The sequence below is a fragment of the Paracoccus indicus genome (genome assembly GCF_003056335.1).
Classification (GTDB): Bacteria; Pseudomonadota; Alphaproteobacteria; order Rhodobacterales; family Rhodobacteraceae; genus Paracoccus; species Paracoccus indicus.
This window is the reverse complement of sequence record NZ_PYWA01000012.1, coordinates 20,476-46,950: the sequence shown is the minus strand read 5'-3', so window position 1 is coordinate 46,950 and position 26,475 is coordinate 20,476. Positions and strand designations below refer to the sequence as shown.

The following is a 26,475-nucleotide window of genomic DNA, read 5'->3' as shown; positions in this document are numbered from 1 at the left end:
AATCCAGATCCGCATCGCCATCATGAACCGCTTCTCGGCCCTTGGCAGGGCCGAGATCGAAGCCGTCCGCTGAAGAATGGCGGGAAAGGGGGCAGTCATGCTCGGGGCTGATTTGCGCAACATCGCCAGCGTAGATGGAAAGATGATGCCATTCGCTTATCTAAAAGTCTATCCTTGGCGGAGCTCAATGAAACAACTGTCTATGAACCTGAAATATTGGCGCCAAGAATAAATCATATGCCCAAGATCGCCTATCTTATCCATGATCAACATGGAGTTGATAAGAGGCAGGTTGCTGAGGTAAAAAAGCATATCCCATGCGTTGAAATCTTCGTTCCTTATTCTGGGCACTTCCCACTGTCATCATTAAGCCGCTCTAGAATTTTAAGTAAAACCTTAAGTAAAGTAATCGAAAGCGCAATCGGATCAAAGGAGTGTAGTTCTTCTGGTGAAATAAACTGGCTTGTTCACAGCGTTCGAAAGGACAACAGTAAATATCTCGCCGCTCTTCTAAGGAGGCTAAGGGGAAGGCCGAAGCTTTTTGAAATTGTTATTCAGTATGCTCTGAGAAGACATCCTGGAGATTACTTGATATCAATTGCGCTTATGAGGGCGCATCTTCAAAGAAAAGATGCAAGAAAAGCACTTGAAGTATTAAGAGAAATTGAGAATTATAGGCCTAATACAGTTAAAAAACCAAAAATAATTATGCCATTTTTAATCGAATATATTTCACAGACCGGCGGTCTGCGAAATATTGAAGATATCGCACAAAGCTTTAAGGGCGTTCTTGATAAGATAATGAAAGAAAACGCGAATCCAAATTCGCAACAGGTCGAACTTTACAATTTGCTCGCCCATCATCTGAACCGACATTCCCCAAGTGATTTGCCGCTCGACAATAGATCACCTGACAGTGCCTGTTGAGTAAGCGCTTTTGACCGAAGGGGGGCTACGGTTGGTATACGTCTGGACCCTGGGCCCGGCCTTGCGACGCGGGACTGACGGGCGGGGCCACAAGGTTTGTCGGCGAGGTCCTAGGCGAGCTTGGTAGAGCGCCCTAAATCAACCTATGGCCGCGCTGTGACAGATATAGGAAGGTTTACGTGTACTCACTAGAAAATTTCGCACAAGGCCAAATTATCCGCTCGCCCCGCAACGCGGGGAAGGGGCACATAAACCTTATACTTGGGATGCTGGTGTCCATTCGCATTGCCTTTGGCAGCGATGCAAGTGCGTAAAATACACTCCCATTTCTTACCACTCTGACAACCGTGTCAGGGCTTGCGCCGGTCGCGCAGTAGACCAAGCAGTTCGCGCAGGATTCCCAAAAGAATGCGGATGATAAGAAGAACGTCGGTCATGGTCATGTCTCCCGTTGAACTGTCGAGAGAATGAGGGGCGGGTCACGCCGAATATAAGACTGGCCAAAACTTTTCGCGTGGCGTTCCGAATGGACAACCTGGGCGCAATCCTTAGCGCCGGGGTTTGCCGCCGCATAAGAGCGCTTACAGCCCGAAACCCCGCCTCCCGGTTGAACCGAGGTGCTCAGAATCTCGCCCGGAGAGCCCTTCCCAGCTCGATCGCGTTCTCTTTCGACCAGCCCCGTGAAAAATGCGGGACGGAGATGACCTCGCCGGGAAGCCCCAAGCGATCTGCGGCCTCCTTTGCGTCCTTGCCATGGGTGATGATCAGGTCCGGTTTGATGGTGTCGACCAGGTAGTGGAACGGGGCCATGTCCCGTTCCCCGAGGGACCGCATGTCCGGCGAGGTTCCTGCATAGATGTTGGTCTCGAGGATCGGCATGCCTGCTGCTGCGACCACTTGGTCGATGACACGCCTGCTGGGGCTGATCCTGGGCCTGTACGACTTTCCGGGCTTGAGCGGTCGATTGGCCCGTTCCTCGATGTAGGCCGCCATCCAGCTTTCCTTGTCGAAGCCATCAGGGCCCCAATCCTCCCAAAAATCCCGATCCGATGCCGTTGCAGGGTTGTGCCCGACAATGAAGACCCGGCACTTCAGGGGAGAGCCGTCACACACGAAGGGCCTCAGCCTGCTCGGTTTTCCAATCAGGTCGGCGAGACCGGCTGAGAAATCCTCAAGGTTCATCGAAAACCGTCTCCTGTGCTTTGTACTTTCGCAGTTTAAGCCGGTATTTTCTCTGCAGGAAGCGTCGCTTGACCGATCACCCTCCCGCTGACCCCCACCCGGCCTGCGCGCGCATACGCACGCAGAGTCGTCCCTTCGGCCCACAAGGGGCCTCACGTCCGACAGCATTCAAAAACTACACAGCCCGTCCATTCGGTGGGGAGGCGGCCAGCTCCTTGGCGGGCGCTCCCCCCGGTGCGCGAAGCGCGCCGGGACCGTCATCAATCGCCAGAGCTTGGCGACCGGTCCGAATTCCTGCGACCACCTCTCGCTGCGTGGCGACAAGGCGATCCAAGAGATTGCCGCGAAGCACCAAATGCATCCGGCCCAGATCAGCACATGGAAGCGTTAGGCTGTGAAAGCATGGCCGATGTTTTTGTTCGCGGTGGCAAACAGGAAAGTCCGGCAGACACAGAGATCAAAGAGCTCCATGCCAAGATTGGGAGGCTGGCTGTTGAGAACAATTTTTTCGTCGAAGGGCTGAAGCGGTGAGTCCCGAGAAGAAACGTGCGATGATTAATTGGGATCATTCCGAGTTGAGCATCGGCCAGCAATGCAAACTGGTGCGGCTGTCGCGGTCGTCGTTCTACGATACGCCGGTCGGGATCGGTGCGAACCGCCCGCGGCCTAGCGCGGTTCGTGCTTTCGCCCCCGCTGAGCGTGTTCCTCATCGTCCCGCTGCACATGCCACCTGATCGCGAAGAACATTCCGATCCTCAGAACGATCAGTTTGAAGGGCAGGAAGATCAGCGGAAAGACATCCAACCAATGGTTCATCTGTTCCGTCCTTCCAGCAAGCCGCGCCTCTCTGGAGCCGGGTACAGGAGGCCGGCCGCCCCGGCAGTGAGGCGGAACGCCGCAAGTAAGGCGCGGACCAGATCGCGTCCTGCCCCGGCAGAACAGATCCTTGATCGACGGGACGCTCCCGGTCTCGGAACGTCCGGAGAGAGCCGCGGCGGGGCTTCACATTTCGACCCGTTCCACAACCCGCAAATGCAGGGATTTAGGGGGGCCGAAAGTGTAAAAAATTACATTTCCATTTCTTGCCAATCTTAAAGTCTGCCGAGGCGCAGGCTTCAATTCGGGGCCTAGGAGAGGGGCGTTCTGCGGTCGCGCCAGGATCGCGCTGGCAGGACCAAGGGCTTGGCGAGAGGGCGCAGGACAGATCCGGGATGCGAAGATGCAGAACGGGGCCCTGGGGCGCGTGGAAGCCGATTTTGTAGGATCTGGGTGCAAGAGATGCGCCTGAAGGGGCTTAGAACGCTGCTGAGAGCCTCTAAGCTACCCCTCGAAATTCGGACACTGACATAAGCTACGATTTGCAGTCTGCTGATCTTCGACGAGGCGATCAGAGATGTCGAAACGCAAGCAGCACGCGCCAGAGTTCAAGGCGAAGGTCGCGCTGGAAGCATTGAAATGCGAGGAGACGGCCGCCGAGCTGGTAGGCCGGTTCAGGGTGCAGCCGACAATGATCCATCAATGGTAGCGAGTTCTGCTCGAAGGTGTGTTCGAGCGCGGGAGCCGCGAGAAGCCCGAGATTGAAGGAGCAGGTGAAGGAACTCCACGCCAAGATCGAGGAGCTGGGGGTGGCAAACTCTTTTTTGTAACGAAAGCTGAAGCACTGGGGCGGAAAGTGAGGCCCGGCATGATCGAGCCTGACCATCCCTAGCTATCCATCGGTCATCAGTGCAAGCTGCTGTCGATCGCGCGCTCGTTCTATTACTACGAGCCGAAGGGCGAGTCTGAGCAGAACCTCGGGCTGATGAGGATGATCGACGAGCAGTTCCTGAAGACCCCGTTCTTCGGCGTCCGGCAAATGACTTGTTACCTGCACAACGACGGCCACCTGGTGAACGAAAAGCGTATTCATCGACTGATGCGCCTGATGGAGCTCACGCCGATCTACCAGAAGCCCAACGCGAACAGGCCGGCGAAGGGCCATCAGATCTATCCCTATCTGCTGAGAGGTCTGCGGGTGGAACGTCCGAACTAGGCCTGGTGTTCGAACATCATCTATTTGCGTATGCGTCGAGGGTTCCTCTATCTGGTGGCTATCATGGACTGGCATACCCGCAAGGTTCTGTCTTGTCGCATCTTGAACACGCTGGAATGAGACCGTATTCGCCACCGGTTCAAGAACAGGGTCGAATGACTTTCGTCTTGAGGTGTTGAACGAGGCCATCCATACGTTAGGCCCGCCCGAGATAATGAATACAAATCAGGGGTCCCAGTTCACATCCTTCGCTTGGACGGACCGGCTGCCCCGATCAGCGGTGCGGATATCGGTGGATGGGAAGGGCGTTCGCAAGCTCACCCTCAACAACATCTTCATCGAGAGGCTGTGGGGCACCCTGAACCGCAGGACCGCGTAACGAAATACAAATGCGTTTACTGCATGCTTGGGAGACCGGATCGGAGACGAAAGCGGCGATCCGGAAACGGATGACCTTCTACAACTACCAGCGCCTGCATTCAGCCTTGGACGGCCAGCCCCAAGCGCTGGTCTACTGGCAGAGAAATGATATCAACCAACCCGATCAGCAGGTGCAACGAGTAGCTTAAATTACGTCAGATCCTGCTCAGGAAATGGGGAGTAGCTCAGCCTGTCATCGACCCGAGGCTTGCCGTGGGGCTTGGAGACGAAAGGGGTCAGACGCCCCCATCGCGCGTTGGTCAGCCAGAAGGGATTGCCCATTACACGGCTCGGTCGTCGAGGTCGTGAGTCATGCTGTTCGTGCGCAATCAATCCATCCTGACCCTGACTGTTCCGTTATTCTTCAGCCTACCCATTCGACATGTCAGATAGTTTCGATGCCATGTTGCGATCCGGCTTGGGCAAAGCGCTTGGCAGCGCAAAGCCACGATCAAGGACTGGCGCCTTGCAGCTTTGTCTCGACGGCCCCCTGATGATCTTCGCGGTCGGTTCCATGCTGGCTGGACACAGGCATGACAACTGAACTGTTCCGGCATCATGGTGAAAAAGTCCGAAGGTGGCTTGTGATTATGGCCGTGACGAGTATCCAGTGCCACGCCTTATCGGCCTATGATGCCGCGTCGCCCTGTGACAAAGCAAAGGGCTGCTGCGCTTGACGGTGCAGGGGCTTTGCTGAACTATCCCGAAAAATACCGAAAGGATCACTGCATGAACTATCCGGCGCTGCCCGAGCCCGGAACGGAGACGGCCGAGGCGCTTGTCGCCCGACTTGGCAACCGTTTCGAGGACACGCTTCGCGAGGTGGTCGGAGAGGACCTTTCCCGGCCCTATGTTCTGCTTGATCATCCCGACCATCCGAATGTGGGGGATTCGGCGATCTACCTTGGCGAGGTTCTGGCACTGGAGCGGATATTCGGTCGCCCGCCGGTCTACGTGTGTAAGTTCAGCACTGATTGGGAAGAAATTCGTGCAAGCGTTCCCGATGATGCGGTGATCTTCCTGCACGGGGGCGGTAATTTCGGAGATATCTGGGAATTTTATCAGATATTTCGCGAAAAGGTTTTCCAGCAGTTTTCCCAACATCGCATTATCCATCTGCCACAATCCATTCATTACGGGAATGTTGAACGCATTGCCCAGACTGCCAAGGCCATTGCCTGTGCACGACGCCTGACGCTGCTGCTTCGGGATGAGCCGAGCATGGCCCTTGCGGCTGAACATTTCGACTGCGATCTGCGCCTTTGCCCGGATGCAGCCTTTGCAATCGGAACCCTGCCGCGCCCGGCGCCGCCCCAGGTCGATCTTTTGCTGATGCTTCGGGATGACAAGGAATCCACTGGTCCCAGGTTCGATGCATCCCGGCTGTCGCCCCGGTTCGCAGCCAGCTACATCGTGGACGATTGGGGCGCAGACGCTTCCAATGTTTACAAGTCGGCCACCTGGATGGCACGGACCTTGGCCCTTCGGACAGGACGCCTGTCCGACCTGGGCCGTCCGGCACGGCAGGTCGCTTATTATCGTGCCTTGGCACAGCTGCGGCTGGATCACGGACTGGCCAAGCTGGCGCGAGGCCGCTTCATCATCACCGACAGGCTGCATGTCCACATCATGTCCAGCCTGATGGGCATTCCCCATGCCTTCACGGACAACAGTTACGGCAAGATCGCGCGTTTGTCGGCTGCTTTCGGAAGCTGCTGGCAGGGGGCGACCCGGGCTACGGATCTGGACGCGGCGCTGGCCGCGGCCGAGGTCGCCTTGGCAAGACAAGATGCGGAAGCCGGCACGCAGGCCAAAAGCGCATGACCATCGGCTCTGCCATCGAAGTCTCGGTGCTGATCTGCACCCGGAACCGTCCCGAGGCGCTGGCCAAGGCACTCAGCACTTGGCGCCCGGTGCTGGAAGCCAGCCGCACCGGGTGGGAGCTTCTGATCGTCGACAATGCCTCTGACGTGGATCTTCGTCGCGTGGTAGAGGCTGCGCCCGTGCCTGCCCGTTACATCCATTGCGCGCGGATCGGACTTGGGGCCGCGCGCGACAATGGCTGGCGACATGCGCGGGGCAGGATCGTGGCCTTCACCGACGACGACTGTTATCCCGCCCCGGATTTTGTCGATCGAGTGGCCGAGGTCTTTGCCGAGCATCCCGATACCGGCTGTCTTGGCGGGCGGATCCTGTTGCACAACCCGGACCACGCCCATGTGACGATCAAGGAAAGCGATACGGTCGAGACTTTCGCTCCCTGTCGCTATCTGAAGCCCGGGGCAATCCACGGCGCCAACATGGCGATCCCTCGCCGCATTCTGGAGGAGGTTGGCGGTCTGGATCCCGAGCTTGGCGCCGGAACGCCCTTTCCTTGTGAAGACATAGACGTGATCACCGCGGTGCTTTGGGCGGGGCATCCGGCCCGCTATGATCCGCGCCCCACGGTTCGCCACGACCACGGTCGCAGCGAAGCGGACCGCCCTGCCCTGATGCGCAGCTATGACATGGGGCGGGGTGCGCATTACGCGAAATATGCCGCCCGACAGGACACCCGCCGCGCCTTCCTTTCTGCTTGGTGGCAACGTCGCCGCGATACCCGGTGGCGGTCAGAGCTGCCGCATGTGCATCAGGAAGCAGCCTCGGCCTTGTCTTATCTGGCGCAAAAGCGGCATATAGCGGCGCTTTGCCTTGTCGGGCCGGCCATCGGGCTGGCGCTTGGGGTGATCCATGCCAAAGTGACGCTTCATCACCTGCGCCATCGGCTTGTTTCGCAGCGCGCCTGAGGTCCTGTTTTCAGGTCTTGCGCCCCAGCTTTCTGAGCAGTTTGCCGCCAAGACCCAGCAACTGCTGTTCGGCGCCCTCTGGGCGGCCCACGGCCCACCAAAGCAGGAAACTGGTCCCGAGGTATAAGGCGAACCCCAAGGCCAGGGACAGTGCAACCTCGGCCAGCAGCATGCCCGGCCCTGCTTGGGTCACGTCGATGTCGAACAACCAGGCCTGCATGGCCAGCGTGCCACCTGCCATGCCCATCGCCCCGGCAAGGCTGCGCCAATTGCCAACCACCTGATCGCGCAGTGACATCCGCAGGATGCGCCGCACCAGCACCATGTTGACCCCTGCGGCAATGAGCCCGGTCAGAACGCGGCTGATGATCAGCCCCGGCAGCCCGTAGAGAACAGTCCCTGCAATGATCACTGGCAGCCGGACAAAAAACATCTGCAGGTCACGCCAGAACAGCAGACGGGTGTGACCGGTTGCCATGCCCAATGGTTGCACCATCGACCCGAAGGTTTGCAGCGCAAAGACCACGGTCAGCACCTGCACGACCGGCACCGCACCTAGCCATTTTTGTCCCATGGCAAGAGTGATCAGCGGTTCGGCTATCAGCGACAGTGACAGTCCTAGTGGCAGGGCGGCGTAGATCAGCACGGACTGCGCTTTGCGAAACCCTTGATAGAGCCGTTCGGGTTCGTCCGCGATCCGCGACAGCGCCGGGAACAGCGTCGCGTTGATCGGAGCCAGAGCCTCGCGGGTGGGTAGCTGCGAAAGATTGCTGCCGACGGAATAAAGGCCCAGCACGGACTGCCCCAGAATGTTGCCCACCAGAAGCTGGTCAAAGCGCCAGTTTATGGTGTTGATCGCCCTGCCGAGGCTGAGCCAGACTGAAAAGGACCACATTTCACCCAAGTGCCGCAGGCTGAAGCGCGGCCGGAATGGGATCAATACATAGGAAAGTACGACGTTGACGATCTGCGAAGCTAGCACACCGGCAATCAGCGCCCAGTAACTGCGCAAGATCACGGCAAGCGCCACCGAAGCCACGATGGAAGCGACCTTACCGGTAACCGACAGCACGAACTGCTGCCAGAAGATCAGGTCACGCTCCAGCATCGCCTGACGCGGATTGCCCATTCCGGAAATGAAGATTCCCAAGGCCAGCGCATAAATCACATTGGCCAAGCGCGCATCCTGGTAGATGCCTGCTATGGGCTGCGCCAGCAATGCAAGGATCAACCCAAGAACCGCCCCTCGTCCCACACCCATCGTCCAAGCGGTATGATAGTGGTTCTCGGTCGGATCGCGGTGCTGGATCAAGGCCTGTGCCATGGACAGTTCGGTGATCGCGAGGGCGATCATCTGGATCGATGTGCCGATGGCCACAAGACCGAAATCCTCGGGTGCCAGTAGCCGCGCCATGAGGAAGGTGCTGACAAAGGCCAGCACATTGGTCAGAAGCCGCGCTCCGCTGAGCCAGGCGCTGGCGGTCAACATGCGATCGGTAATACTGCTCATCGACGCGGTCCCGGCTTGGACGGAGATTCAGATGAATGCATCAGGCGCGTCCCATGTCGTCCGGGTAGCGCAGGCGGCGCAGGGTTCCACGCCAACGGGCATGCTCGACGTAATCCGAGACCCAGGGGCGTCCCGCCATCCGCCGCGCAGCTGCCATAATTCGCTTGTGCACGATCATTGCTGTCGCACGTGGTATCGCCGCCTTTGGCGGCGCCGTGACGTCGAAACGCGGATAAAGGAAACCTTGCGAGCGATAGTAGTCGAGAATATAGGCCATGGACTGCCTCTGCGCCGGGATCAGGTGATAGACCGTCGCCCCCCAGACCCAACGTCCCTTGCCCCCTTCGGCCAGCGCGGCCCGAAGCATGGTGCTTTCCTCGCCGCCGATGCGTCGGCCCGGAGCTACCCCGAGATTGGGATCGTAGCGGTGGCGCAACTGCACGTCGCGGCGCACGGCATAGTTCAGGCCAAAGGGTAGTTGCCCCGGCTTCACCTCGGTCCAACTGGGGGTATCGCGGATTGCCAGAAGACTGCCAAGCTGGGCTTCCTGTTCGATGAACCATTCACTGCGCGGCGTATTATAGCGCGGCACGGCTCGGCCCCCGAAAACTGCCACTTCAGGATGATCGCGGAAGGCTTCGAGATAGGCGGCCAGCCAATCCTCATCCACCAGCACGTCGTCATCCGTCCACAGGATGACCCGCCCGCGTGCCGCGTCCAGACCGGCATTGCGGGCATTGGACAGCCCCGGAACCGGTTGGTTGATACAACGGATCGGAAGCCTGTCGGCGTAGCTGGCGACCACTTTTGCTGTGTCGTCAGTGCTGCCGTTGTCAACGATCACGACCTCGAAGGGCAGGCCCGTGCGCGCCTCTGCACGACGGGCGGCCAGCACAAGCGAATCCAGCGTCATCGCAAGCGAAGCGCTGCGATTGCGGGTGCAGATCGTCACGGTAGCCAAAGGTTCGGCAGCCTCGGCGGGCGGAAGGGAAGTGGCGGATGTCATCTCAGGGTCCTCCGGGCGTGCGGGGGTCATGTTGTCGACACTTGGTTCCGCCGAATGCCGGTCCGGTCCCAAAGCCTGCCAAGCTGTCGTTTCAGGCGGCGCTTTATCGTACGGCGACCGTCGACGCCACCATCACCAAAGCGCTGTCTGTCAAGGATTTTAAGAAAGCTTTCCGATGGCGGTTGCGCGGTGGGCAGGGCTGTTTCTGCCATCTGCCAGACCAGCCCCAGCATGCCCTTCCCAAGGATCGGTCCCACCGCTGCCGGGATCTCTGCCGCCGTGCCGATATCACGCCGCCAATGGTCGAAGATCATGGCGCGTGTCACCTTGGTGGCGATGGCGATCATGTCGACGCCGTCCACACCGGGGGCAAGTCGTGTAGTCAGCACTTGCTGCATTGCGGTCACGGCATCGCGCAGTTCTTGAGGAACCGCAGGGTCGTCCATGTTCTCGGGGTCGGGACGCAGCGTAACCGCACCGTCGCTTTCGGGGGGCGAAATGACAATCGAAACCGCGATCCCTGCTGCCTGAGCTGCGGACAGAACCTGCCCCGGAAATCGGGCGAATGCATCGACCTCGTCCATGACGAACTGGTTGAACGCCCGGCGGTCGCCCTCGGCCGTCCGGATCCGGTACTCGACACATAATGCTGCCATCGGATCGTCAAGCTGCAGCCGAAGGATGCCTTTGGCGCAGCCGTTGATCAGCGTCTGCGCGCCAGCCGTGCCCAGGACCAAGGGAAGGCCCTCATTCCTGCGGAGGGGTCGGCTTTCATGCGCGCCATGGACCACTGGCAGCTGCACGGGCGTCTTCGGGTCGGGGGTGAACCAACTCTCGAGGCTTTGCCAGTCGCGGGCGGCAAGCGCCGCATGTATCGCGTGCAGGACATGCCAGTCCACGATTTTATCGTGGCAGGTGCGCAACCTTCCGTCAGGCGTCATGCCTTGCACGATCCGGTCGTTCTCCATGCCTTTTTGCAAGGGATAGTCCGCACAGACTGCTGCCAATCCCTCGAGAAGCACAAGCGCTTCTGGCTCGTCTCGCCGGGTCAGAAGATCGGAAATGAAATCCCAGCCATAGATGAACCGAAGCAAGCCAAAGACGTAGTCGCGCTGGAAATCGATATCGTTCACCGGCATGTGTCGCCCCATGAACGCCAAGGATTTTTGCAAGGAGGCAAGCTTGATCCGATGCGTTTCCAGCCGCGGATCCTTCTGCGACAGGGATCCGCCCCGTCGCCGCCACAGATGGCACCAGCGATCAAAGGTCGCAATCCGCTTGGCGGGTTGAAGCGCCTCAATCAGGAACAGATGATCCTCAGCTACGCGTTGTTCCGGATCGAAACGCACGTTCTCTCGCAACAGAAGGTCGCGATCATAGAGCAGCGACCAGTTCGCAACGGCATAGCGCAGTTCCGGAAGGTCGCGCAGGGTCGCATGACGCTTGCGGCGACCGAAATACGTTTCGTCACGAAAATGCTTCCACCATGCACCGGAACTTGGCTCGTAGATCAGGGACGGCAAATGAACGATCTCGGCTTCGGTACTGCAGGCAAAGGCCAAGACTTCATTCAGGCCGGCCGGCGAGACCAGGTCGTCGGCATCAAGAAACAGCAGGTAATCGCCCCGGGCCGCCTCAATTCCGCGATTGCGGCTGTTTCCGGCACCCATGTTCCGATCGTTGTGCAGGATCCGCAGCTTTTCAAGCCCCTCGAAGGGCGCCAAAAGCGCAGCAGCTTCGGGGTCGGCGGCATCGCTGACCAAAAGTATCTCGCTTACTGCATCCCCGGCGGCCAGAAGGGATCCCAGGCACCGTTCGAGATAGGCGAACTCATCGTAGAACGGAACAACGACGCTCAGCTTCCGATCCGTCATGAGAAAGCGATGACCCCGTGCAGACCTGTCCCTGCCTGCCTGCTGTCACTGCGGGTTGCCAGGGCGCCGGCCATTGATCGGTCAATCTTGTTTATGGCGTTGCTTGTCAGCATGAAAAAAAACACAAGCTCATCGTGAAAGGACGCAGCGCGGAGGCTGGGAAGCAGGGTGATCTGATCAAGCCCCCTTAGGGATGGGAAATGGCTTGCTTTCCCGGGTGCCTCTCCGGCGGACACCGCTGCCAGCCTGTCCCGTAAGGTCAATCAGAGCTGGTAGCAAGGGTCAATCATAAAGGCTTGCGATGACCATTCGTGCATGGTTTCTTCGCCACAAGACGAAGGGTCGAACAATCAAAAATGCTCGTTGTAGGGCCATTCCTTTTCCTGCATGGATCTTGGAAAACAACAAGGACATACCTTTGCCAAGGTTCCGGGCCGCAAAAACTGGGAGCGTTCCGACCACGCGACAAGGCCATGGTGTCGCGTTGCAAGGCCCCTACCCTGCCGCACTGTCTTTCCGATCGCAGGATCTTCTTTCAACATGACAACACCCAAAGCAGACGTCACGCTGGTCACCGACCCTCGTTTCATGGGCGGCACGGCATCGGCATTCCTTGCCGATATTACCGCCTTGAGCCGGGCGGGCTTGCGTTTGGGGCTGCGGCTGGTCCGATCACGGGGGTTCTTCCAGCCCGAAGACCCCGACAACCCCGCATTGACAGCCTTGGCAGAGCGATCCGACATCATCATCGATCCCGACAGCAGCAACTGCCTGTTTCTTCACAATCCGCAGGTTTTCGGCCACGCGCAAGCGGGGCATCTTCCTGTTAGTGCCTTCGGCCGCTGCGATCGGCTTTTCATGGTTGCGCACCATCCGCCGTTCTTGGGTGACGGGGCGCTGTGCTATGATCCTTTAAGCACCACCCGCAGTGCAGAACGGCTGGTTGTGCGGGGGGTGCGCGCCGAATGGCTACCCGTTTCGGGTCTGGTCCGGGCGCAACTGCGCAGCTTCCAGCCGTTCCTGTTGCTGAGCGAGGAGGATTGGGTAAACACCTTCGACACCGCCGAATGGCAGCCGCAGCGGCCAAAGCTTGCCGCAGGTCCGCTTGTCATCGGACGGCACGGTCGTGCGAATGCTGACAAGTGGCCCGACGATCCTAGGGCCATCGCCGCATCTCTGCCAGTGGGACCACAGGTGCGCGTCCATGTGCTGGGGGCCGAAGCAAAGGCTTTCGAAGCTCTCGGAGTAACCCATGAAGCTTGGCGCATCGATCCCTTTGGAAGCCTGTCACCGCGCGCCTATCTTGATGGTCTTGACGTATTTTCCTATTTTTACTCTGCCCGTTGGGCCGAGGCATTCGGTCGAACCATTGCCGAGGCAATGTTGATGGGCGTGCGCTGCATTCTTGATCCGCGGCTGGAACAGACTTTCGGCCCTCATGCAATCTATTGCCAGCCGGCGGATGTGGCCAAAGTTCTGAATGAAATTCGGCAGTCCCCTGATCTTCATCGTGATGCGGCTGCTGCAGCACAGGAATGGGCGCGTGCAACGCTTGACCTTGCCACCGTCATTCCGCGTTTGGCACGATTGCGTGCTACCCCCCCAAGCCGCCGTGGCATGGCCCCGCGTGCTGTTCCGCCCTTGACCACGCTGCGCAAGCTGGTGGGTTTCCACCGGCGATCAATGACCTCCAATGTGCCTTCAGAAGGCGCCTGACTGTGAAAGCCTCCGCCTTGACCCAGCCTTCTCCCCTCCTTGTCGTTGGCGCACCGCGTTCCGGCAATACTCTCGTGCGCCGTGTGCTTCTGGCTTCCGGCCAGATTTACATCCCGCCCGAAACCTATGTCCTGGGTGAGGTCATCGAGCGCTGGAAACGCTGGCGCCGACTTGATTGGCGCGAGAAAGTCTTTCTCTTTGCGTCGTATTTCGACCGGCATGCGAACTGGCCCGAGATGGACGTGCCTTCCTTGGCCGCATTCGTTGCCGAAGCTGTCGGTTGGCCCGAAGAAAAACACGATTTGCGTGCGCTGTTGGATGGGCTCTATGGTTTCCTGGCCAGGCAACACGGCTTCGCTGCACCTCGTTGGGGCGACAAGACGCCGTGGAACACGATGCATCTGAAATCCATCGTCAAGTTCCTGCCCGATGCACAGTTCCTCTATCTTGTACGTGACGGACGCGATTCCGTTGCCAGCCAAGTGAAGGCCGACATGCGGACCGTCGATGTGGCGGTGGACCGTTGGGTGCAGGCAAACTCGGCGTGCGCCCGCTTTCTGCCCCGGGACCGCACGTTGAAGATGTTCTATGAAGACATCGTGACCAAACCCGAGGGTGCCTTTGACAGGATCTTCGGCTTTGCCCGCATGGATTTTGCCCCTGAATACCTGACCCGCGTGCCCGCCAACCTCGGCGATATCGAGCAGCTCGATCACCACGCGGCAGTCCTGAAACCTATCACGCCCGCTTCGATCGGAAACTGGAAGAAAACTTTGAACGAAACGGATGTCGCCCGCTTTCCTAACGCTTTTCGCCAGCACATGACACGCCATGGATACACGGGCTAGACTTTGGGCCGAAAGCATCCCCTTTGCCATTATCCGGGATAAGAAAAGAAGCGCATCCCCATGATATTGTTCAGCAAATATAGATCACCCTGATCCGATTTCAAAAACCTGCCCTGCAGGAAAATTCATCGCATCAACATCAACCACAGGCCTTGCATGGCACGGCGCCAGTCCCGCCTCTGCAGGGCGGCTCGGATATGCCAACGGGATGCTTTGCGAAGGACTGTCATCATTTCAGGACCAGGCGATGACATGTGCATGAGCGCCTTCAGTTCCGATCGCACAGCCAAATCCGAGAACAGCTCGGTCGCCCCCAAGGGCGAATTGGGACTGCGCTCGATCATCTTGCGCTCAAGAGAAGATAGCGGCGCGGGGTCGACGGCCGCCGCCTCTTGCCAAATTCTGGCAGCCTCATGCCACATACGCTGCCGCGCCATGATGCAACCGCGTTTCACCAGCGCAGCACGCCGAAACAAGGGCGATGATAGATGCGCCACATCGCTTTGGGCGAGGATCTCTTCATCGGCAAGATCGTCCAGCAGATCTGTAAAGATGACGCGGTTGAACTGCGCCCACCGGTCAGAGTTTTCCGCTGCAGCAAAGCTCTCGCTTGCAGAGCCGCGCTGACCACTATGTTCGCGGTGCAGGAAAACGACGTCATCGAGCTGCTTTCCACGGTGATGACGAGCGATCCGCATGATCATTTCGTAGTCTTGCGAACGAACGAGACTGGTATTGAACGGGCCCACTGATTCATAAACCCTCTTTCGCACCATGAGCCCTGGCTGAAAGATGAAGCAACCCTCGAGGAGGTCCGGAAATATCTGTTCCGGAGTCGAGTTGCGCATGAAGCCCGGTGCACGGCTATTCCGTGCGCCCGTGAGCTCATCAACCTCGAAATCGATATGGCGGCCCGCGCAAAAGTCCAGATCAGGATCGACCTCGAGCGCAGTCGCCATGATCATGCAGGCATGAGGAAGCATGATGTCGTCGTCATCGACGATCCAGACCAGATCTCCGGACACCTTTTCAAGTGCAAGGTTCAGCGCCTTGGCCTTTCCCCCGTTTTCAATGCGAACGACTGTCAGGCAGTCAAAGCGGGCGAGAACTTCCGGCGTTGTATCCGTGGAACCGTCATCGATCACCAAAATCTCGTCGGGGAGCCGAGTTTGCTCTAGCAAGCTTTGGATCGTCTCTTCGATCAGGTGAGCGCGATTATAGGTAGGAAGGATGACGCTGACGCGCTGCTTCATGCTGCGTTCCGAAATGGGATATTCCTGAGAACCCTATAGTCAGTGGGCTTCTTGGTGACAACCGATCCCTCGCGCAAGTTCCGGACAGTGGGCGGACTGGCAGCAGGTCAAATGCCGTCTGCTTCGGTCAAGCGCAGATCCACTGCTGCTTTCGTCTTCTTGTTGGATAGATGCGCCGCAAGCCGCTGCGCGAGAGCAACGACCGTCAGGGTCGGATTGGAATGTCCAGATGTCGGAAAAACACTGGCTGAGGCGACATACAGATTGTCCACTCCAAAGACCTTGCAGTTTTCGTCCACCATTCCCTTCTCGGGCGTGGCTGCCATACGTGTCGTCCCAATCTGATGATAGCCGTCGTATGCGTTTTTTCGGATGCGTTCTGCCAATTTATCGGGATCAAAATCTGGCATTGATATTCCGCTTCCCGATTCATTAAAAACCTTCTTTAGACGCAGATGAGCCTGGACCGTAAGGCTTACATCTTCATCACTAAAGCTGAACTTAATCGAAAGCGGAGGCAGAGAATTCAACGCCACCGGTCCTTCCACTTGGACCACATTTTCCGCAGAAGGCAGCTGTTCTGCGTGATACCAAAGAGCATAAGTGCCGTCACGCTCTGGCTGAGGATAATCAGGAAGGCGCTGCAGGCCACCAGAAAGCAGTTTTCTCAGCGTACGCACCACCGTTACAAAAGCATCCATTGGACGCTTCTTTATATTAGCAAGATGCGGCCTCCATTCAGTTCGCTGCAAACCAAGCCTCGAATCAAGAGCTTCATCCGTAGAACTTATTTTTAAGGTCTTTGCTACTTTCCCCAGCAAATACTTCGCTGATTTTCCACCGGAACGGTGTTCCGCGTCCCAAAGTGGGAAATTCCCGATCCAGAAAGCCGTACTGTGGCATTGGCCGAACCCGTTTGGCCCAACAAGAAGGCGCTCACGGATGTATTCACCTTCTTCCGGACTTCTCACTCCCCAGCCAGTGCTTTCCGGCTGCACTCTGATTTTCGAACCGGTACCTGTCAGATGGCCCATGTAGTAGCGCCCAAGATGCCTGCCGCCTTCAAATTCTGCACCACGCATCTGCTCGGCCAGAAGAACTCGCGTCGTGCCAAGCCCCGCTGCCGCCAGTACAACCGTACCTGCCGAAAAATGATGAAGTTCAGCGCTTGGTGCTATGCATGCGCGAACCCCGGACACTTTCTTTCCTTGCCCGTAGTTCAGTCCAACAACCTCAGCCCAAAGGACCACATGCAAATTCGATTGTGCCTCAGCTTGCCGTTGCCAAGTCAAGCTGAGATCCCGTGGGAATGCAGCTTGTCTTGAAATACCGTCAAGAAAGACACCATCGCGCCCCACGGCAGGAGGATGAACTTCATTGATGAAGTTGCTTCCACAGCCAAGGAACTTGGCAGCGGCTGGATACCATTGCGCTAACTCGCCATAAGGAATTGGCCATTCGCCTGAGGCGAATTCGCAATCTAGGAATGGGTTGCAATTTCCTCCCCACCAATGGCTGGTTCCACCAAAAGCCCGGCAGGCGACCTTCTCCAGCGGTGCATGCTGCGCCGGGTCATGAATGATTGCCCGATGGCCGTGCTCCGCAACATCGTTGGGGGCCATGCCGCCACTCTCAAGTACCAACGTCGAGAGGCCGGCTGATGCGCAACCAAACGCGACGGCCAGACCTGCTGGCCCTGCACCGACAACACAGATGTCGTAATGCTCTCCTGCAGCAACTACCGGATCTATGATACGCAAAATTTACCGCGATTTCTGAACGTTACCGTCGATAGCAAGTTATAAAAAAAATGAAATCTGTCCACAACAATCGTGTTTCTAGAAAACAATTTAGAATACTGATGCCCATCCTTCGGCAATAGGTCTTTATCCTTCATGAGCTAATCCCTGAGGCGCCCAAACATGATCTTGATGCGGTTGCGCCGTTTGTAACGCCGCTTATCGTATTTGACAGCCTTCTTTCGGTACTTCCGAACGAAGATGCAGGCATTTATCCTTTTTTTTCAAGGCTTCTCTGAAACAATCGGAGTCATGGCCCCGATCTGCCAAAATCCAGCCCGCCTTCGGCAGGCTGCCCAGCAGAGCCGCGCCAGTATAATCGCTTACCTACCCGGACGACATGAAGAACCCGAGCGGCAGCGCCCTCGCATCCGCCACGGCGTGCGGCTTGGTGTTCCGTTCTCAGGCGAAACTGTCCCCTAGACAGTTTCTTTTTTTCTCGAACCATTTGGTTCAAACGATCAGACGACCGCGGCTTCTTTTGACCCCACGGCTAGATGCCGTGCGGTATGCTTTGAGACACTTGCGCAGGCTCACTCGAACGCAAGGCGTTCGCCTGTTCACATCGATCATGATGGTCCTGTTCTCGGCGCTCTGGGCAGCTAGGCCGACCATGGTTCAGGCGAAGACGCCGTGTTCTTGGCTGAACTCGGACCAGTGGCGTTTGCCAATCACGTCCAACGCTTCAAGTGGTTGTAGAGGGTCTTGGCCGGGCCAAATTTCCTCAGCGCATCACATCAGCAAAACACATTGCGATTGATGAAGTTATGTCGCTGAGGGCGCGACGATCATCAACGCACGGCTTGCGATGGCTATTGAGAAAGAATGGCTTCAACCGCGCCATTTGCGCCTCGGTCAGCCCCAAAAGGTTGCCTATCAATCAGGTTTCATCGCGGAGCCTGAAAGACGCCAAAAGCATGAAATCCATGGGTCTGCAGCGTATTACTTATAGATCATTAAGATCTATGCTATTTACCGATGGATGGACATTACCTAAAGTATTTACTATACCTACTTTAATATTTTTAATAAATCCATGCGGAGCCTTTGGATCATTAATCTTTATTCCAGCCCGTTGAAGCTCATAGTGACGCTTTTCTAAGGGGATACGCAGTATGGCGCCCTCTAAAAAATCTTTTCGCATGTTTCTAGGAGTATCTTTCCATACAATTCGGCGCATTTTTTTTGAACTTGCTTGCATATCTAGTTCGCGACGCAGCTTACCTTTGTTAAATCCCAAATTTCGCGTTGTTGCGACTTCATCTTTTGCCCAAGTGGCTAATTTCTCTAAGCAGACATAAACGCGGTCCCGAAGCAGCATGGCACGAAGATCCTCATCAATTCCTGGCGTAATACCCGTTCGAAAAGCAAGTTCTCGGCTAATATTCTTTGACCAAAAAACAGAACCATTCGATAATGCCGTCCATCCAAACAGAGCTAAACGTATTTCCCGTGGTTCATAAATGCGATCTTCATATATACCATCAAAAATTCCGAAATTGCTGTACGTGCCTTTTTTATCTACATCTAAATATTCAATTGACTGATTAATCTGACAGACATTAACGCCCATCTGTTTTGTTATTTCAATACCCCTTTCCATGTACCGAGGAAGTACTTGATTATCATCTTCCAACATGAAGAAATAGTCGGCGTTATATAGGTTATCCTTTAGGAAGCATGCATCAAGATTTTCAATCATAAACTTTTGAGGCTGATTCCTAATATAGCGGATGCGGGGATCATTTAGTTCCTCGACTGTACTTCTGGCGCTACCTTCGGGGCAGTCATCCCGAACCTCGCATATCCATTCCTGATGTGTTTGCGCTTGAAGGCCGCCTAAAGCGCGCTTCAAAAGAGCAGGTCGGCGATAGGTAGGAGTTCGAACCAGAACGAGGGGCATGCTACAAGCTTCCTATGTTTACATATTCACTGAAGAGAGTGTTTATTTTACTTAAATTACCAAAACAATATATTTTGCATTTATTTATATTTTGTGTTCGCTTTCAGTAAATTTTCCAATGCTGTACTTGCTGTCCTGATGAATAATTTTAAACACTGCTTGCTGAATCTTGTGCGTCTTTACCGCTCAGGTATGCCATGGTCGATGAAATTTTCAATGAGACCTGGCTGGGCGACTGCTGAGCAGAACAAACCTGATTGTCATTGCCCTTAGTTGGATATTCAGAAAGGCGCAGCGTCTCAGAAATTAGTTCATCTTGAGCCTCGCCCGGTTTCCATAGCAGATGGCAGCGACGATAGTGCCTGTCGCAATGCTGAACTGATAGAAATACACAACTTCGATCCACATCAGCATGCACAATCGTACCATGAACAGGGCAAAGAAGACCGATGCTGCCGAAGGGTTTCGAATTGCCCAGCCAAGACATGCCGTCGCTGCTCCGAAGAAAATAAGCGTCTGCATCACGGTCATGGGGATGCCGATTTCGACGGCATTCGAGATGATGGTGTTGTGGAAGTGGAAACCCTGCTTGGATCCAATGCCGAAATTGGCCCAAAGCTGTTCTGCTACAGGTCGACCGGGAACCCAGAATGCTTGGAAACCTACCCCAAAGAACGGCCTTTCGGCAATTTGCCCAAGGCCAACGGCCCAAAGATCCGTGCGCCCGGTTAGTGTGATGTCCTTGCCGGTGAGATCCAGGAACATGCCAGCCAGTTGATCGGATATGGATGACAGCAGCACGGCGATTGCCGCGAACAGGACAACCGACAGGCCGATTGTGACCAGCCGCATATGGGGCGTCATGCGTTGCAGCAGCACAATGCCGCCAAAAACCATGACGACACCGAAAGTGCTGACCAATGCTCCGCTTGATTGGCCCATGATCAGAAGCATTGTGCCCATCAGAAGCGATGCCAAGGCGGGAAGCCGCCAGCGCGCTGATAGGTGCCGGTCTACCAGTACCGCCAAGGCCACGATGATCAGCACGGAGCTGGCATCCGCCAAGGCATTCTTGCTGGCGTGAATGCCCAGATATCCCATCCCGTCGCCTCGGTTTCGTCCAATCAGAAGACTGGCAAGCCCTGACATCGTGCTGGTAAGGAAAACGATCTTGACGAAGGCCAGCGGGGCCAGGCGGTAGGCGATGGCCACGGAAATCAGCACGGTCAAGCACAGCTGAATGCCGTAACGCATGCTCAGTGACGCGTAATCCGACCAGGCGAAAGACATCACGCACCACAGCGCAACCAACGCGATCATCCATTCGCGCCTCAGGGCGGCCAGTGCCTGACCGGCGTTGATTGCCACGAGAGCCATTCCAGCCATCAGGAAGAGCAAGGCCCCCTTGGATCCCAGCAGGGGAATGAAGGTCATGCCGAAGACGGCCATGAAAGCGGCAATGGCGTCGGGGGAATAGCTGAACGTCGGGTACCGCCCGCGGCGGGCCGCACGGCGGGGTGTCATTGATGACCGGGGATATGCGGCCCCTGCCATCAGTCTGCCTCGCAGGTGACGGAGCCTTCGAACAGGCAGGATGCGTCCAATGGCGTATAGGCCACCCAATCGACCTGGTATTCCAGTGGACCGTCCTGGGGGGCCGGGCGGCCCATCCAGTCGGTCAGAGTCGCGGTGCTCCAGAACGACATGTACAGCTTTTGCGGATGGTTGGGCAGGGTGCTGTCCGGATCGGTCCTGTGGACCTCTTGTCCGTCCAGATACCAAGTGATGCCCTCGGGGGCCCATCGGAAGCCGACGATGCGGAAATCATCCTCGAAGGACGGATCGGCCGACACCTTATCGCCGTTATGGGGCTTGCCCGCGACATAGGTGTTCATGGTCATCGTGCCGGGATCGCGGGTCAGAATCTCGATGTCGATCTCATCATGCGGGGAACCGTGGACGGGCCCCGCATAGGTGAAGACCGAGGCATTCATGCCGGATTGGCGGGGCGTGCGAATGCGGGCCTCGAAGGTGCCGTATTGCATGAAGGCCTTGGTCTGCACCTCGCCGCACAGCGCCGGGGCGTCGTGGTCCGCGGGGGCGGGAATGTGGAACAGGCTCAGTATGCCGCCGCGCACCTGAACCGCCCTGCCGGACCATTCGCAGTCCTGCCAGTCGCCGTTCGACCACCCGTCCGAGACATACCAGCGGTCCTTGTCCAATCCTTGCAAGAAATCCTCGTAGAAGCCCTTGGCATCGGGATGGGGTTCCGCGGCCAGGGCGGCTGGAACCTGCGCCGCGCAGGCGACGGCAAGTGCAAGGATCGGAAGGGGTGACTGGCGCATGTACAAAGCCTCATGGCCGCGCCGGTTGCCGCGCGGGCGTGCCCGGCTTATGGAAGCCGCAAGCATATGGGTCAAGGGAAAGGCAGTCACATGTCGGGCAATCCGTCGGATCAGAGCAACCTGCCCCCTGCCCCATCGTCCCCGGTGGTTTCGGTGGTGATGGCCAATTTCCGCGGTGCGGAACATCTGGCCGCCGCAATGACCAGCGTCTTGGCCCAAAGCGAGCGCCGGTTGGAGCTGATCCTGGCCGATGATGCATCGGGCGACGACAGCGTGGCCATTGCCCGCGGGATCGCTGCCACCGATGACCGGGTGCGTGTCATCGCCTCGTCGCGGAACGCGGGCCCGGCTGCGACGCGCAACCTGGCGCTGGATGCGGCACGCGGCGAGTGGATCGCGATCATGGACAGCGACGACCTTATCCACCCCGAACGGCTTGAGCGTCTGATTGCGGCCGCCCAAGCGGCGGATGCCGATCTGGTTGCCGATGATCTGGTCTATTTCGGCGCGGTGGCCGAACCGCAGGGTCGGACCCTGTTGCAATCGCTGGCGCTGGCCGCGCCGATGATGCTGGGTGCGGCATCCTATCTGCGCAGCAATGACGGCAATTCGTCCCTGCCCTCCTATGGCTATCTCAAGCCGGTGATCCGCCGCAGCGTCCTTGCCGATCTGCGGTATGACGTCGGGCTGCGGATTGGGGAGGATCACGATCTGGTCCTGCGCATGCTGATCGGGGGCGCGCGCCTTCTGGTGCTGCCTGACCCGCTTTACGCCTATCGCCGACATGAGGGGTCGATCTCGCACCGCCTGTCCATCGCCACGGTCGAGGCGATGCTGGAGGCGCATCGCGCCCTGCCCGCAATGCCGGACCCCGACATGCAGGCCGCCGCCAAGGCCGTGGATCGTCACCTGCGCCGGGCGCTGCGCTATGAGCATCTGGTGGCCGACATCAAGGCGCGCCGCTGGCAAGGCGCCCTGCCTCGCTTGGTCGATCCGGCCATGATCGCACGGCTGATCGAAAGCCTGCGCGATCGCCGTCGCCGCAGTACCGAAAAACTTGTGACATCTGCGACTCCGGCCGACCCGCTGCCGCACATGCCACAGGCGGACGAAAGCTGGTCGCAACCTCCGGCGACCGGGGCCGCAAGGGTGGCGGCCATGGCGATGCGGGGGGATAAGCTGCCCGAGGATGCCCCGTCGTGGGCCACATGGCTGTTCAAGGCAACGTGCAGCGGCCCTTCAGCCTGAGGCCTTGCCCGCCTGCCGCCGTTCCAGCGTTGCCCTGACCGTCAGCGACAGCGCGGCGCGCAGGGCCTCGACGGCAAGGACATGAGGGCGGCCACGTGCCAGCATCCGCAGCATCTGCCGCCGCCGGGGGGCCTCGGCCTCGCGCTGCCAGGGCTGGAACACCAGATCGCGCAGGATGGCCGGATCTGTCGGCAAGCCGGGCAGCGAATGCGCCGGCCAGTCGGCAAGGGCGTTGCCGGAATTGCAGGCCCGTGCCAGCGCGATGCCAAGCGCCAAGGTCTGCCCCTGCCCGCTTCGTTCGGCCACCTTTGCCAGTTGCGCCCGATCCGCAGGGCCAAGCCGCGCCAGCCAATGCGTCAGGTCGGCGACGGCCCATCCGCAGGGTTCATGCGCCAGCAGGGCTTTTGCCAGCGTCACCGTCATCAGCAGACAGCCGTCCACGGGCGACAGGACGGGGATCGTCGCCCCCTCGTGGGTCATGGTCGCCGCGCGGTCCAGGACATCCTCGGCGCCGCGCCAATCGGGCAGTCCCGCCTGCTGCAGGCGGTGGTGCAGGTCGATCACCGCGCCGTCGGTTTCGCGCCGGAAATGCTGTTCACCCAGGAACGAGACCCACCATAGCATCTGATCCTGTTCCAAGGGGGTGAACCCCAGCTGCTGCAGGACAGCCCCCGCCGCCTTGCGGTCGCGCGGCGCCACATAGAGGTCGATGTCCCCCGACGGCCTGCGGAACGGGTCGTCATGCACGATCATCTGCTGGAACGGACCTTTCAGCACGACATGGCGCAGCCCCTTCTGCGTCAGGGCCGTCGTCACCTCGGTCGTGACGTCGATGGCTTGGCGGTTCATCCGTGCGATGTGCATGCGCACCTGCAGCAGCCGTGGCGCCAGCCCCTTGCAGTCGGGCGGCAACAGGGTCGGAGCGACAGGCAGCCAGCCCAGCATCTTGTTCAGTCGGGCGATGTCGAACAGGCGGTCGGGATCGGGAACGCGCCCTGCCGGCCCGCCTTCTGCGGATCCCAGCAGGCTGGCGTCGATCAGCACGCCTATCTCGGGGCCCGAGTCCCCCCGGACCCCTGCGATCATCTCAGGGCTGAACCCCATATTGCCCCCTTCTGCGTTCCGGCCTGTTATCCCTGCGCGATGCCCGTTCCCTTACGGGGCGCCGCGCTTCTCGTACCAGGTTCTACAGAAGCGGACGAAATGGCGCGAGGGGTGCTTGGGTTCGATCTCTTCGTTGGTGCACCAGCGGCGCCATTCGACCTCAAGGTAGCGAACGTCCCATCCCGGCGCTGCGGCGCGCGCCTCCTCATGAGCCTCGGCATCGAGATAGGCCTCGAAGACCTCGGCAATGGGGGCAGAGCCGCGGTTGCGGAAGACCACCTTGGTGTCGTCCGGCGAGAAACGGACCGAGTAGTCGGGCATGTGGGAATGGGCCTCGTCCTCGCGGATGACATTGGCCACCAGGCGGCGGAACTCGAAGCTGGTCGAGGAGGAGCCGCATTTCTTCTGCAACAGGTCCAGGCCGATCACCCATTCGCGCTGGTTGCCGCAATGCTTGCGCGCCAGCTCGTAGAGGCGGCGTTCCAGCGGTCGGCGCAGTCGAAAGTAGTCGCGGCTGATCGTCAGCACCTCATGGGCGCGGATCGCGTTGAAGACCCAGTCCGAGAGCTTGATCTCGATCTCCTGCATGCGGCCCTCGCGAGTCTGGCGCACGATGCGGGCGCTTTCGATCAGGCCGAAGGTCTCGAAGACCTCCTTGCCGCCGGTGGTGATGTTGGTCGAGATGCGTGTCCCGGCTAGCCGCTCCATCGCGGCCTTGAGCAGGTCGTAGCCCCGTCCCGTCGTCATGCGGTTGGTGGCGCGTAGCAGGTCCGAGGCCTGGAACCGCACGATCTGGCTGACCTCGCGCCCGTCGTTCAGCGCGCGGATCAGCTGGCTGATGCAGAAGATCAGGATGTCGCGGTCGTGGACGGTGGCGATGCCGTCGCTGGAAGGCTTGATGTCGACGGTCAGCCCGTTGTGTTCGTAATGGCGCGGGCGAAGGTCCGGCTTGGTCGAAAGCGAGAAGATCGGATGTTCCATCGACCCGACATCCGCCTTGGGTGCCGCGTTGATGATGTCGCAGACGAAGAAGTCGCGTTGCGGATGGCGATCGGGAAGAAGCGGACTGCTCATCGAATCTCACGGAATTAACGACATTTCACCCATAACGACATTTCACCCATAAAACAAGGTTAACGACACTTCACCCATAAACGGCCCTGAAACGACACTTCACCCATAAGGAATCACCACTTCACCCATGAAGAAACGACACTTCACCCATAAGGGGTCAAAGCAAACCCTTGTTTGTGCATGAGAAAAAGGGTCTCTTTCGGTCCTTAACACCTATTTAACACCTATTTAACACCAGAACCCTGTGGATAACTTCCAGAAACCCTGCATGCGGGCACCTGTGGCAGTCGTCGAAATGCTGTAGAAGGTATTAGGATAGGTACCTGACGTCAGCCCTGGTCGATCAGCAGGCGACCGATGCGCGATATGGGTGCAGGTCTGCGGGCGGCAAGCTTGTCGGCAAGGATCCCGCGCGCGATGGGCAGAAGGGTCGCAGGATGGCGCGAGGCGGAGATCAGCGCCCCTGCCCTGCCCAGCCTAGCCCTGCGATCCAGGAAATCGCGCAACAGGAAACGGCGGTGCAGTTCGTTGGCGTGATGTGCCAAAGCCGCATGGGCTGTGTCATCCAGACCATCGAAATCCAGATGGGCTTGTGCCGCGCCGTACAGCGCCTTCAGATCCGCCGTGCTGTGGCGCGAACTGAGGGAGTCCGAACGCCAGCGTGCCGCATATCCGACCTGTGTCGAAACCCGGAAACGCGCTCCTTTCCGAAGCATTCGCACGTAGAGGTCGTAATCCTCGCCCAAGCGCAGGGCATCGTCATAGTGCAGCCCGTTGTCCTGCAGGAAGCTGCAGCGAATAACGGGCTTGAGAAAGCCCCATTCCTGACGGTTGCTGCCCCGGACGGAATGATTGGCCCGAACGAAGCCTGCCAGATCGATGTCGATGACGGCGGGCGTGATCTTCGGCACGGGGGGAAGGTCGCCGGGGGATGCGCTTTCCGCGATGAACAAGATGTTGTCGGCCATCATGTCGGCATCCGGGATTGCCAGAAGCCGGGTGAAACGTCCGGGCATCAGGAAATCGTCCGCATCCAGGACCGCTACGAAGTCACCCTTGGCAACGGCAAGCGCGCGGTTCCGGGCCGCGGCAGGACCGCCGTTGACGGCGCAGGTGATGACGACCAGCCTCGCGTCTCCCTCGCCTGCCGCCTTAGCGACGGCGACCGTGTCATCCCCGGAAGCATCATCGACCACGATGACCTCTGCAGTCTCGGGTTCGGCCAAGGCCGACTTGATCGCGTCAGTTATGGTTCCCGCGGCATTGTGGGCGGTGATGATGACCGAAACGGAGGGAGAAATCGCTGTGCTCATGAATGCTGACGTGGCAAGGCGGTGCGGGAAAGTCCAGCCCGCTGTTCCGGGATGGAGGCATTTGAGGCGGTTTCTACCGTATCCAAAAGAAGAACCCTGCCGAGCAACCGAAATTATCTTGCAACTAACCGGATT

At 58.4% G+C, this 26,475-nt stretch carries 21 protein-coding genes and 3 pseudogenes; 9 read left to right on the top strand and 15 right to left on the bottom strand.

Going from position 1 to position 26,475, the window contains the following annotated elements:
- Positions 1-237 precede the first annotated feature (237 nt).
- Complete coding sequence (locus DDE75_RS17380) at positions 238-927, top strand: hypothetical protein (RefSeq protein ID WP_162799089.1); 690 nt, start codon at positions 238-240, stop codon at positions 925-927.
- Positions 928-1,548: 621 nt separating this feature from the next.
- Here the strand turns inward: DDE75_RS17380 and DDE75_RS16435 are convergent.
- Positions 1,549-2,109: a hypothetical protein gene (locus DDE75_RS16435; protein ID WP_108503472.1), complete on the bottom strand. Its 561-nt coding sequence runs from the start codon at positions 2,107-2,109 to the stop codon at positions 1,549-1,551.
- 402 nt (positions 2,110-2,511) lie between these two features.
- On the opposite strand from DDE75_RS16435, the gene DDE75_RS17780 reads away from it, so the two are divergent.
- Positions 2,512-2,640, top strand: coding sequence for a hypothetical protein (locus DDE75_RS17780; protein WP_272482575.1), 129 nt, complete (start codon positions 2,512-2,514; stop codon positions 2,638-2,640).
- Positions 2,641-2,775: 135 nt separating this feature from the next.
- Here the strand turns inward: DDE75_RS17780 and DDE75_RS17460 are convergent, their stop codons facing one another.
- Positions 2,776-2,925 (bottom strand): hypothetical protein, encoded by a 150-nt coding sequence (locus DDE75_RS17460; protein ID WP_170310968.1) that lies wholly within the window; start codon positions 2,923-2,925, stop codon positions 2,776-2,778.
- A gap of 577 nt (positions 2,926-3,502) precedes the next feature.
- Here DDE75_RS17460 and DDE75_RS17910 point away from each other — a divergent pair.
- A pseudogene (locus DDE75_RS17910) lies at positions 3,503-3,631 on the top strand (transposase); the annotation flags it as partial.
- Between the two features lie 285 nt (positions 3,632-3,916).
- Complete coding sequence (locus tag DDE75_RS16430; protein WP_162799087.1) at positions 3,917-4,141, top strand: IS3 family transposase; 225 nt, start codon at positions 3,917-3,919, stop codon at positions 4,139-4,141.
- A gap of 609 nt (positions 4,142-4,750) precedes the next feature.
- On the opposite strand, the pseudogene DDE75_RS17725 reads toward DDE75_RS16430, so the two are convergent.
- Positions 4,751-4,843, bottom strand: a pseudogene (locus DDE75_RS17725) (IS5/IS1182 family transposase); the annotation flags it as partial.
- 447 nt (positions 4,844-5,290) lie between these two features.
- Between DDE75_RS17725 and DDE75_RS16415 the strand changes: the two are divergent.
- Complete coding sequence (locus DDE75_RS16415) at positions 5,291-6,385, top strand: polysaccharide pyruvyl transferase family protein (protein WP_162799086.1); 1,095 nt, start codon at positions 5,291-5,293, stop codon at positions 6,383-6,385.
- Positions 6,382-7,347, top strand: a complete 966-nt coding sequence (locus tag DDE75_RS16410; protein ID WP_108503467.1) for a glycosyltransferase family 2 protein — start codon at positions 6,382-6,384, stop codon at positions 7,345-7,347. The genes DDE75_RS16415 and DDE75_RS16410 overlap by 4 nt, the downstream gene beginning before the upstream one ends.
- Positions 7,348-7,357: 10 nt before the next feature.
- Here the strand turns inward: DDE75_RS16410 and DDE75_RS16405 are convergent, their stop codons facing one another.
- From DDE75_RS16405 to DDE75_RS16395, 3 genes are all read right to left on the bottom strand, one after another.
- Positions 7,358-8,833 carry a lipopolysaccharide biosynthesis protein gene (locus DDE75_RS16405; RefSeq protein ID WP_211659373.1) on the bottom strand — a complete coding sequence of 492 codons (1,476 nt, stop codon included), beginning with the start codon at positions 8,831-8,833 and terminating at the stop codon, positions 7,358-7,360.
- Positions 8,834-8,897: 64 nt separating this feature from the next.
- Positions 8,898-9,893 (bottom strand): glycosyltransferase family 2 protein, encoded by a 996-nt coding sequence (locus DDE75_RS16400; RefSeq protein ID WP_108503465.1) that lies wholly within the window; start codon positions 9,891-9,893, stop codon positions 8,898-8,900.
- Positions 9,890-11,737 (bottom strand): glycosyltransferase family 2 protein, encoded by a 1,848-nt coding sequence (locus DDE75_RS16395; RefSeq protein ID WP_108503464.1) that lies wholly within the window; start codon positions 11,735-11,737, stop codon positions 9,890-9,892. Before DDE75_RS16395 ends, DDE75_RS16400 begins: the two co-directional genes overlap by 4 nt.
- Before the next feature lie 540 nt (positions 11,738-12,277).
- Here DDE75_RS16395 and DDE75_RS17370 point away from each other — a divergent pair.
- Positions 12,278-13,453 carry a glycosyltransferase gene (locus DDE75_RS17370; RefSeq protein WP_162799085.1) on the top strand — a complete coding sequence of 392 codons (1,176 nt, stop codon included), beginning with the start codon at positions 12,278-12,280 and terminating at the stop codon, positions 13,451-13,453.
- 17 nt (positions 13,454-13,470) lie between these two features.
- Positions 13,471-14,301 carry a sulfotransferase family protein gene (locus tag DDE75_RS16375; protein WP_162799084.1) on the top strand — a complete coding sequence of 277 codons (831 nt, stop codon included), beginning with the start codon at positions 13,471-13,473 and terminating at the stop codon, positions 14,299-14,301.
- 125 nt (positions 14,302-14,426) lie between these two features.
- Here the strand turns inward: DDE75_RS16375 and DDE75_RS16370 are convergent, their stop codons facing one another.
- The 6 genes and pseudogenes from DDE75_RS16370 to DDE75_RS16345 form a co-directional block, all read right to left on the bottom strand.
- Positions 14,427-15,554 (bottom strand): glycosyltransferase family 2 protein, encoded by a 1,128-nt coding sequence (locus DDE75_RS16370; protein ID WP_108503459.1) that lies wholly within the window; start codon positions 15,552-15,554, stop codon positions 14,427-14,429.
- Between the two features lie 107 nt (positions 15,555-15,661).
- The gene (locus DDE75_RS16365) at positions 15,662-17,314 is read right to left on the bottom strand and encodes an FAD-dependent oxidoreductase (RefSeq protein ID WP_162799083.1); all 1,653 of its coding nucleotides are present in this window, start codon (positions 17,312-17,314) and stop codon (positions 15,662-15,664) included.
- Between the two features lie 143 nt (positions 17,315-17,457).
- A pseudogene (locus tag DDE75_RS17550) lies at positions 17,458-18,230 on the bottom strand (transposase); the annotation flags it as partial.
- A 69-nt stretch (positions 18,231-18,299) separates the two neighbouring features.
- Positions 18,300-19,256: a glycosyltransferase family 2 protein gene (locus DDE75_RS16355; protein ID WP_108503457.1), complete on the bottom strand. Its 957-nt coding sequence runs from the start codon at positions 19,254-19,256 to the stop codon at positions 18,300-18,302.
- Between the two features lie 306 nt (positions 19,257-19,562).
- Positions 19,563-20,780 carry an O-antigen ligase family protein gene (locus DDE75_RS16350; protein ID WP_162799082.1) on the bottom strand — a complete coding sequence of 406 codons (1,218 nt, stop codon included), beginning with the start codon at positions 20,778-20,780 and terminating at the stop codon, positions 19,563-19,565.
- A 29-nt stretch (positions 20,781-20,809) separates the two neighbouring features.
- Positions 20,810-21,601 (bottom strand): family 16 glycosylhydrolase, encoded by a 792-nt coding sequence (locus tag DDE75_RS16345; RefSeq protein ID WP_162799081.1) that lies wholly within the window; start codon positions 21,599-21,601, stop codon positions 20,810-20,812.
- A gap of 90 nt (positions 21,602-21,691) precedes the next feature.
- Between DDE75_RS16345 and DDE75_RS16340 the strand changes: the two genes are divergently transcribed.
- The gene (locus DDE75_RS16340; protein ID WP_162799080.1) at positions 21,692-22,849 is read left to right on the top strand and encodes a glycosyltransferase family 2 protein; all 1,158 of its coding nucleotides are present in this window, start codon (positions 21,692-21,694) and stop codon (positions 22,847-22,849) included.
- On the opposite strand, the gene DDE75_RS16335 is transcribed toward DDE75_RS16340, so the two are convergent.
- From DDE75_RS16335 to DDE75_RS16325, 3 genes are all read right to left on the bottom strand, one after another.
- The gene (locus tag DDE75_RS16335) at positions 22,841-23,953 is read right to left on the bottom strand and encodes a nucleotidyltransferase family protein (protein ID WP_108503454.1); all 1,113 of its coding nucleotides are present in this window, start codon (positions 23,951-23,953) and stop codon (positions 22,841-22,843) included. The two genes, DDE75_RS16340 and DDE75_RS16335, sit on opposite strands and share 9 nt — an antisense overlap.
- Before the next feature lie 51 nt (positions 23,954-24,004).
- Positions 24,005-25,027: a replication initiator protein A gene (locus tag DDE75_RS16330; protein WP_108503453.1), complete on the bottom strand. Its 1,023-nt coding sequence runs from the start codon at positions 25,025-25,027 to the stop codon at positions 24,005-24,007.
- Positions 25,028-25,356: 329 nt separating this feature from the next.
- Positions 25,357-26,340 carry a glycosyltransferase family 2 protein gene (locus tag DDE75_RS16325; protein WP_108503452.1) on the bottom strand — a complete coding sequence of 328 codons (984 nt, stop codon included), beginning with the start codon at positions 26,338-26,340 and terminating at the stop codon, positions 25,357-25,359.
- Between the last annotated feature and the right edge of the window lie 135 nt (positions 26,341-26,475).

Coding starts and splice junctions, on each gene's coding strand:
- DDE75_RS16330 (WP_108503453.1), bottom strand. CDS start 25,027: ATGAGCAGTCCGCTTCTTCCCGATCGCCATCCGCAACGCGACTTCTTC.
- DDE75_RS16370 (WP_108503459.1), bottom strand. CDS start 15,554: ATGAAGCAGCGCGTCAGCGTCATCCTTCCTACCTATAATCGCGCTCAC.
- DDE75_RS17370 (WP_162799085.1), top strand. CDS start 12,278: ATGACAACACCCAAAGCAGACGTCACGCTGGTCACCGACCCTCGTTTC.
- DDE75_RS16410 (WP_108503467.1), top strand. CDS start 6,382: ATGACCATCGGCTCTGCCATCGAAGTCTCGGTGCTGATCTGCACCCGG.
- DDE75_RS16415 (WP_162799086.1), top strand. CDS start 5,291: ATGAACTATCCGGCGCTGCCCGAGCCCGGAACGGAGACGGCCGAGGCG.
- DDE75_RS16340 (WP_162799080.1), top strand. CDS start 21,692: ATGTCGGGCAATCCGTCGGATCAGAGCAACCTGCCCCCTGCCCCATCG.
- DDE75_RS17780 (WP_272482575.1), top strand. CDS start 2,512: ATGGCCGATGTTTTTGTTCGCGGTGGCAAACAGGAAAGTCCGGCAGAC.
- DDE75_RS16430 (WP_162799087.1), top strand. CDS start 3,917: ATGATCGACGAGCAGTTCCTGAAGACCCCGTTCTTCGGCGTCCGGCAA.
- DDE75_RS17380 (WP_162799089.1), top strand. CDS start 238: ATGCCCAAGATCGCCTATCTTATCCATGATCAACATGGAGTTGATAAG.
- DDE75_RS16400 (WP_108503465.1), bottom strand. CDS start 9,893: ATGACCCCCGCACGCCCGGAGGACCCTGAGATGACATCCGCCACTTCC.
- DDE75_RS16355 (WP_108503457.1), bottom strand. CDS start 19,256: ATGCCCCTCGTTCTGGTTCGAACTCCTACCTATCGCCGACCTGCTCTT.
- DDE75_RS16350 (WP_162799082.1), bottom strand. CDS start 20,780: ATGACACCCCGCCGTGCGGCCCGCCGCGGGCGGTACCCGACGTTCAGC.
- DDE75_RS16335 (WP_108503454.1), bottom strand. CDS start 23,953: ATGGGGTTCAGCCCTGAGATGATCGCAGGGGTCCGGGGGGACTCGGGC.
- DDE75_RS16395 (WP_108503464.1), bottom strand. CDS start 11,737: ATGACGGATCGGAAGCTGAGCGTCGTTGTTCCGTTCTACGATGAGTTC.
- DDE75_RS17460 (WP_170310968.1), bottom strand. CDS start 2,925: ATGAACCATTGGTTGGATGTCTTTCCGCTGATCTTCCTGCCCTTCAAA.
- DDE75_RS16345 (WP_162799081.1), bottom strand. CDS start 21,601: ATGCGCCAGTCACCCCTTCCGATCCTTGCACTTGCCGTCGCCTGCGCG.
- DDE75_RS16325 (WP_108503452.1), bottom strand. CDS start 26,340: ATGAGCACAGCGATTTCTCCCTCCGTTTCGGTCATCATCACCGCCCAC.
- DDE75_RS16435 (WP_108503472.1), bottom strand. CDS start 2,109: ATGAACCTTGAGGATTTCTCAGCCGGTCTCGCCGACCTGATTGGAAAA.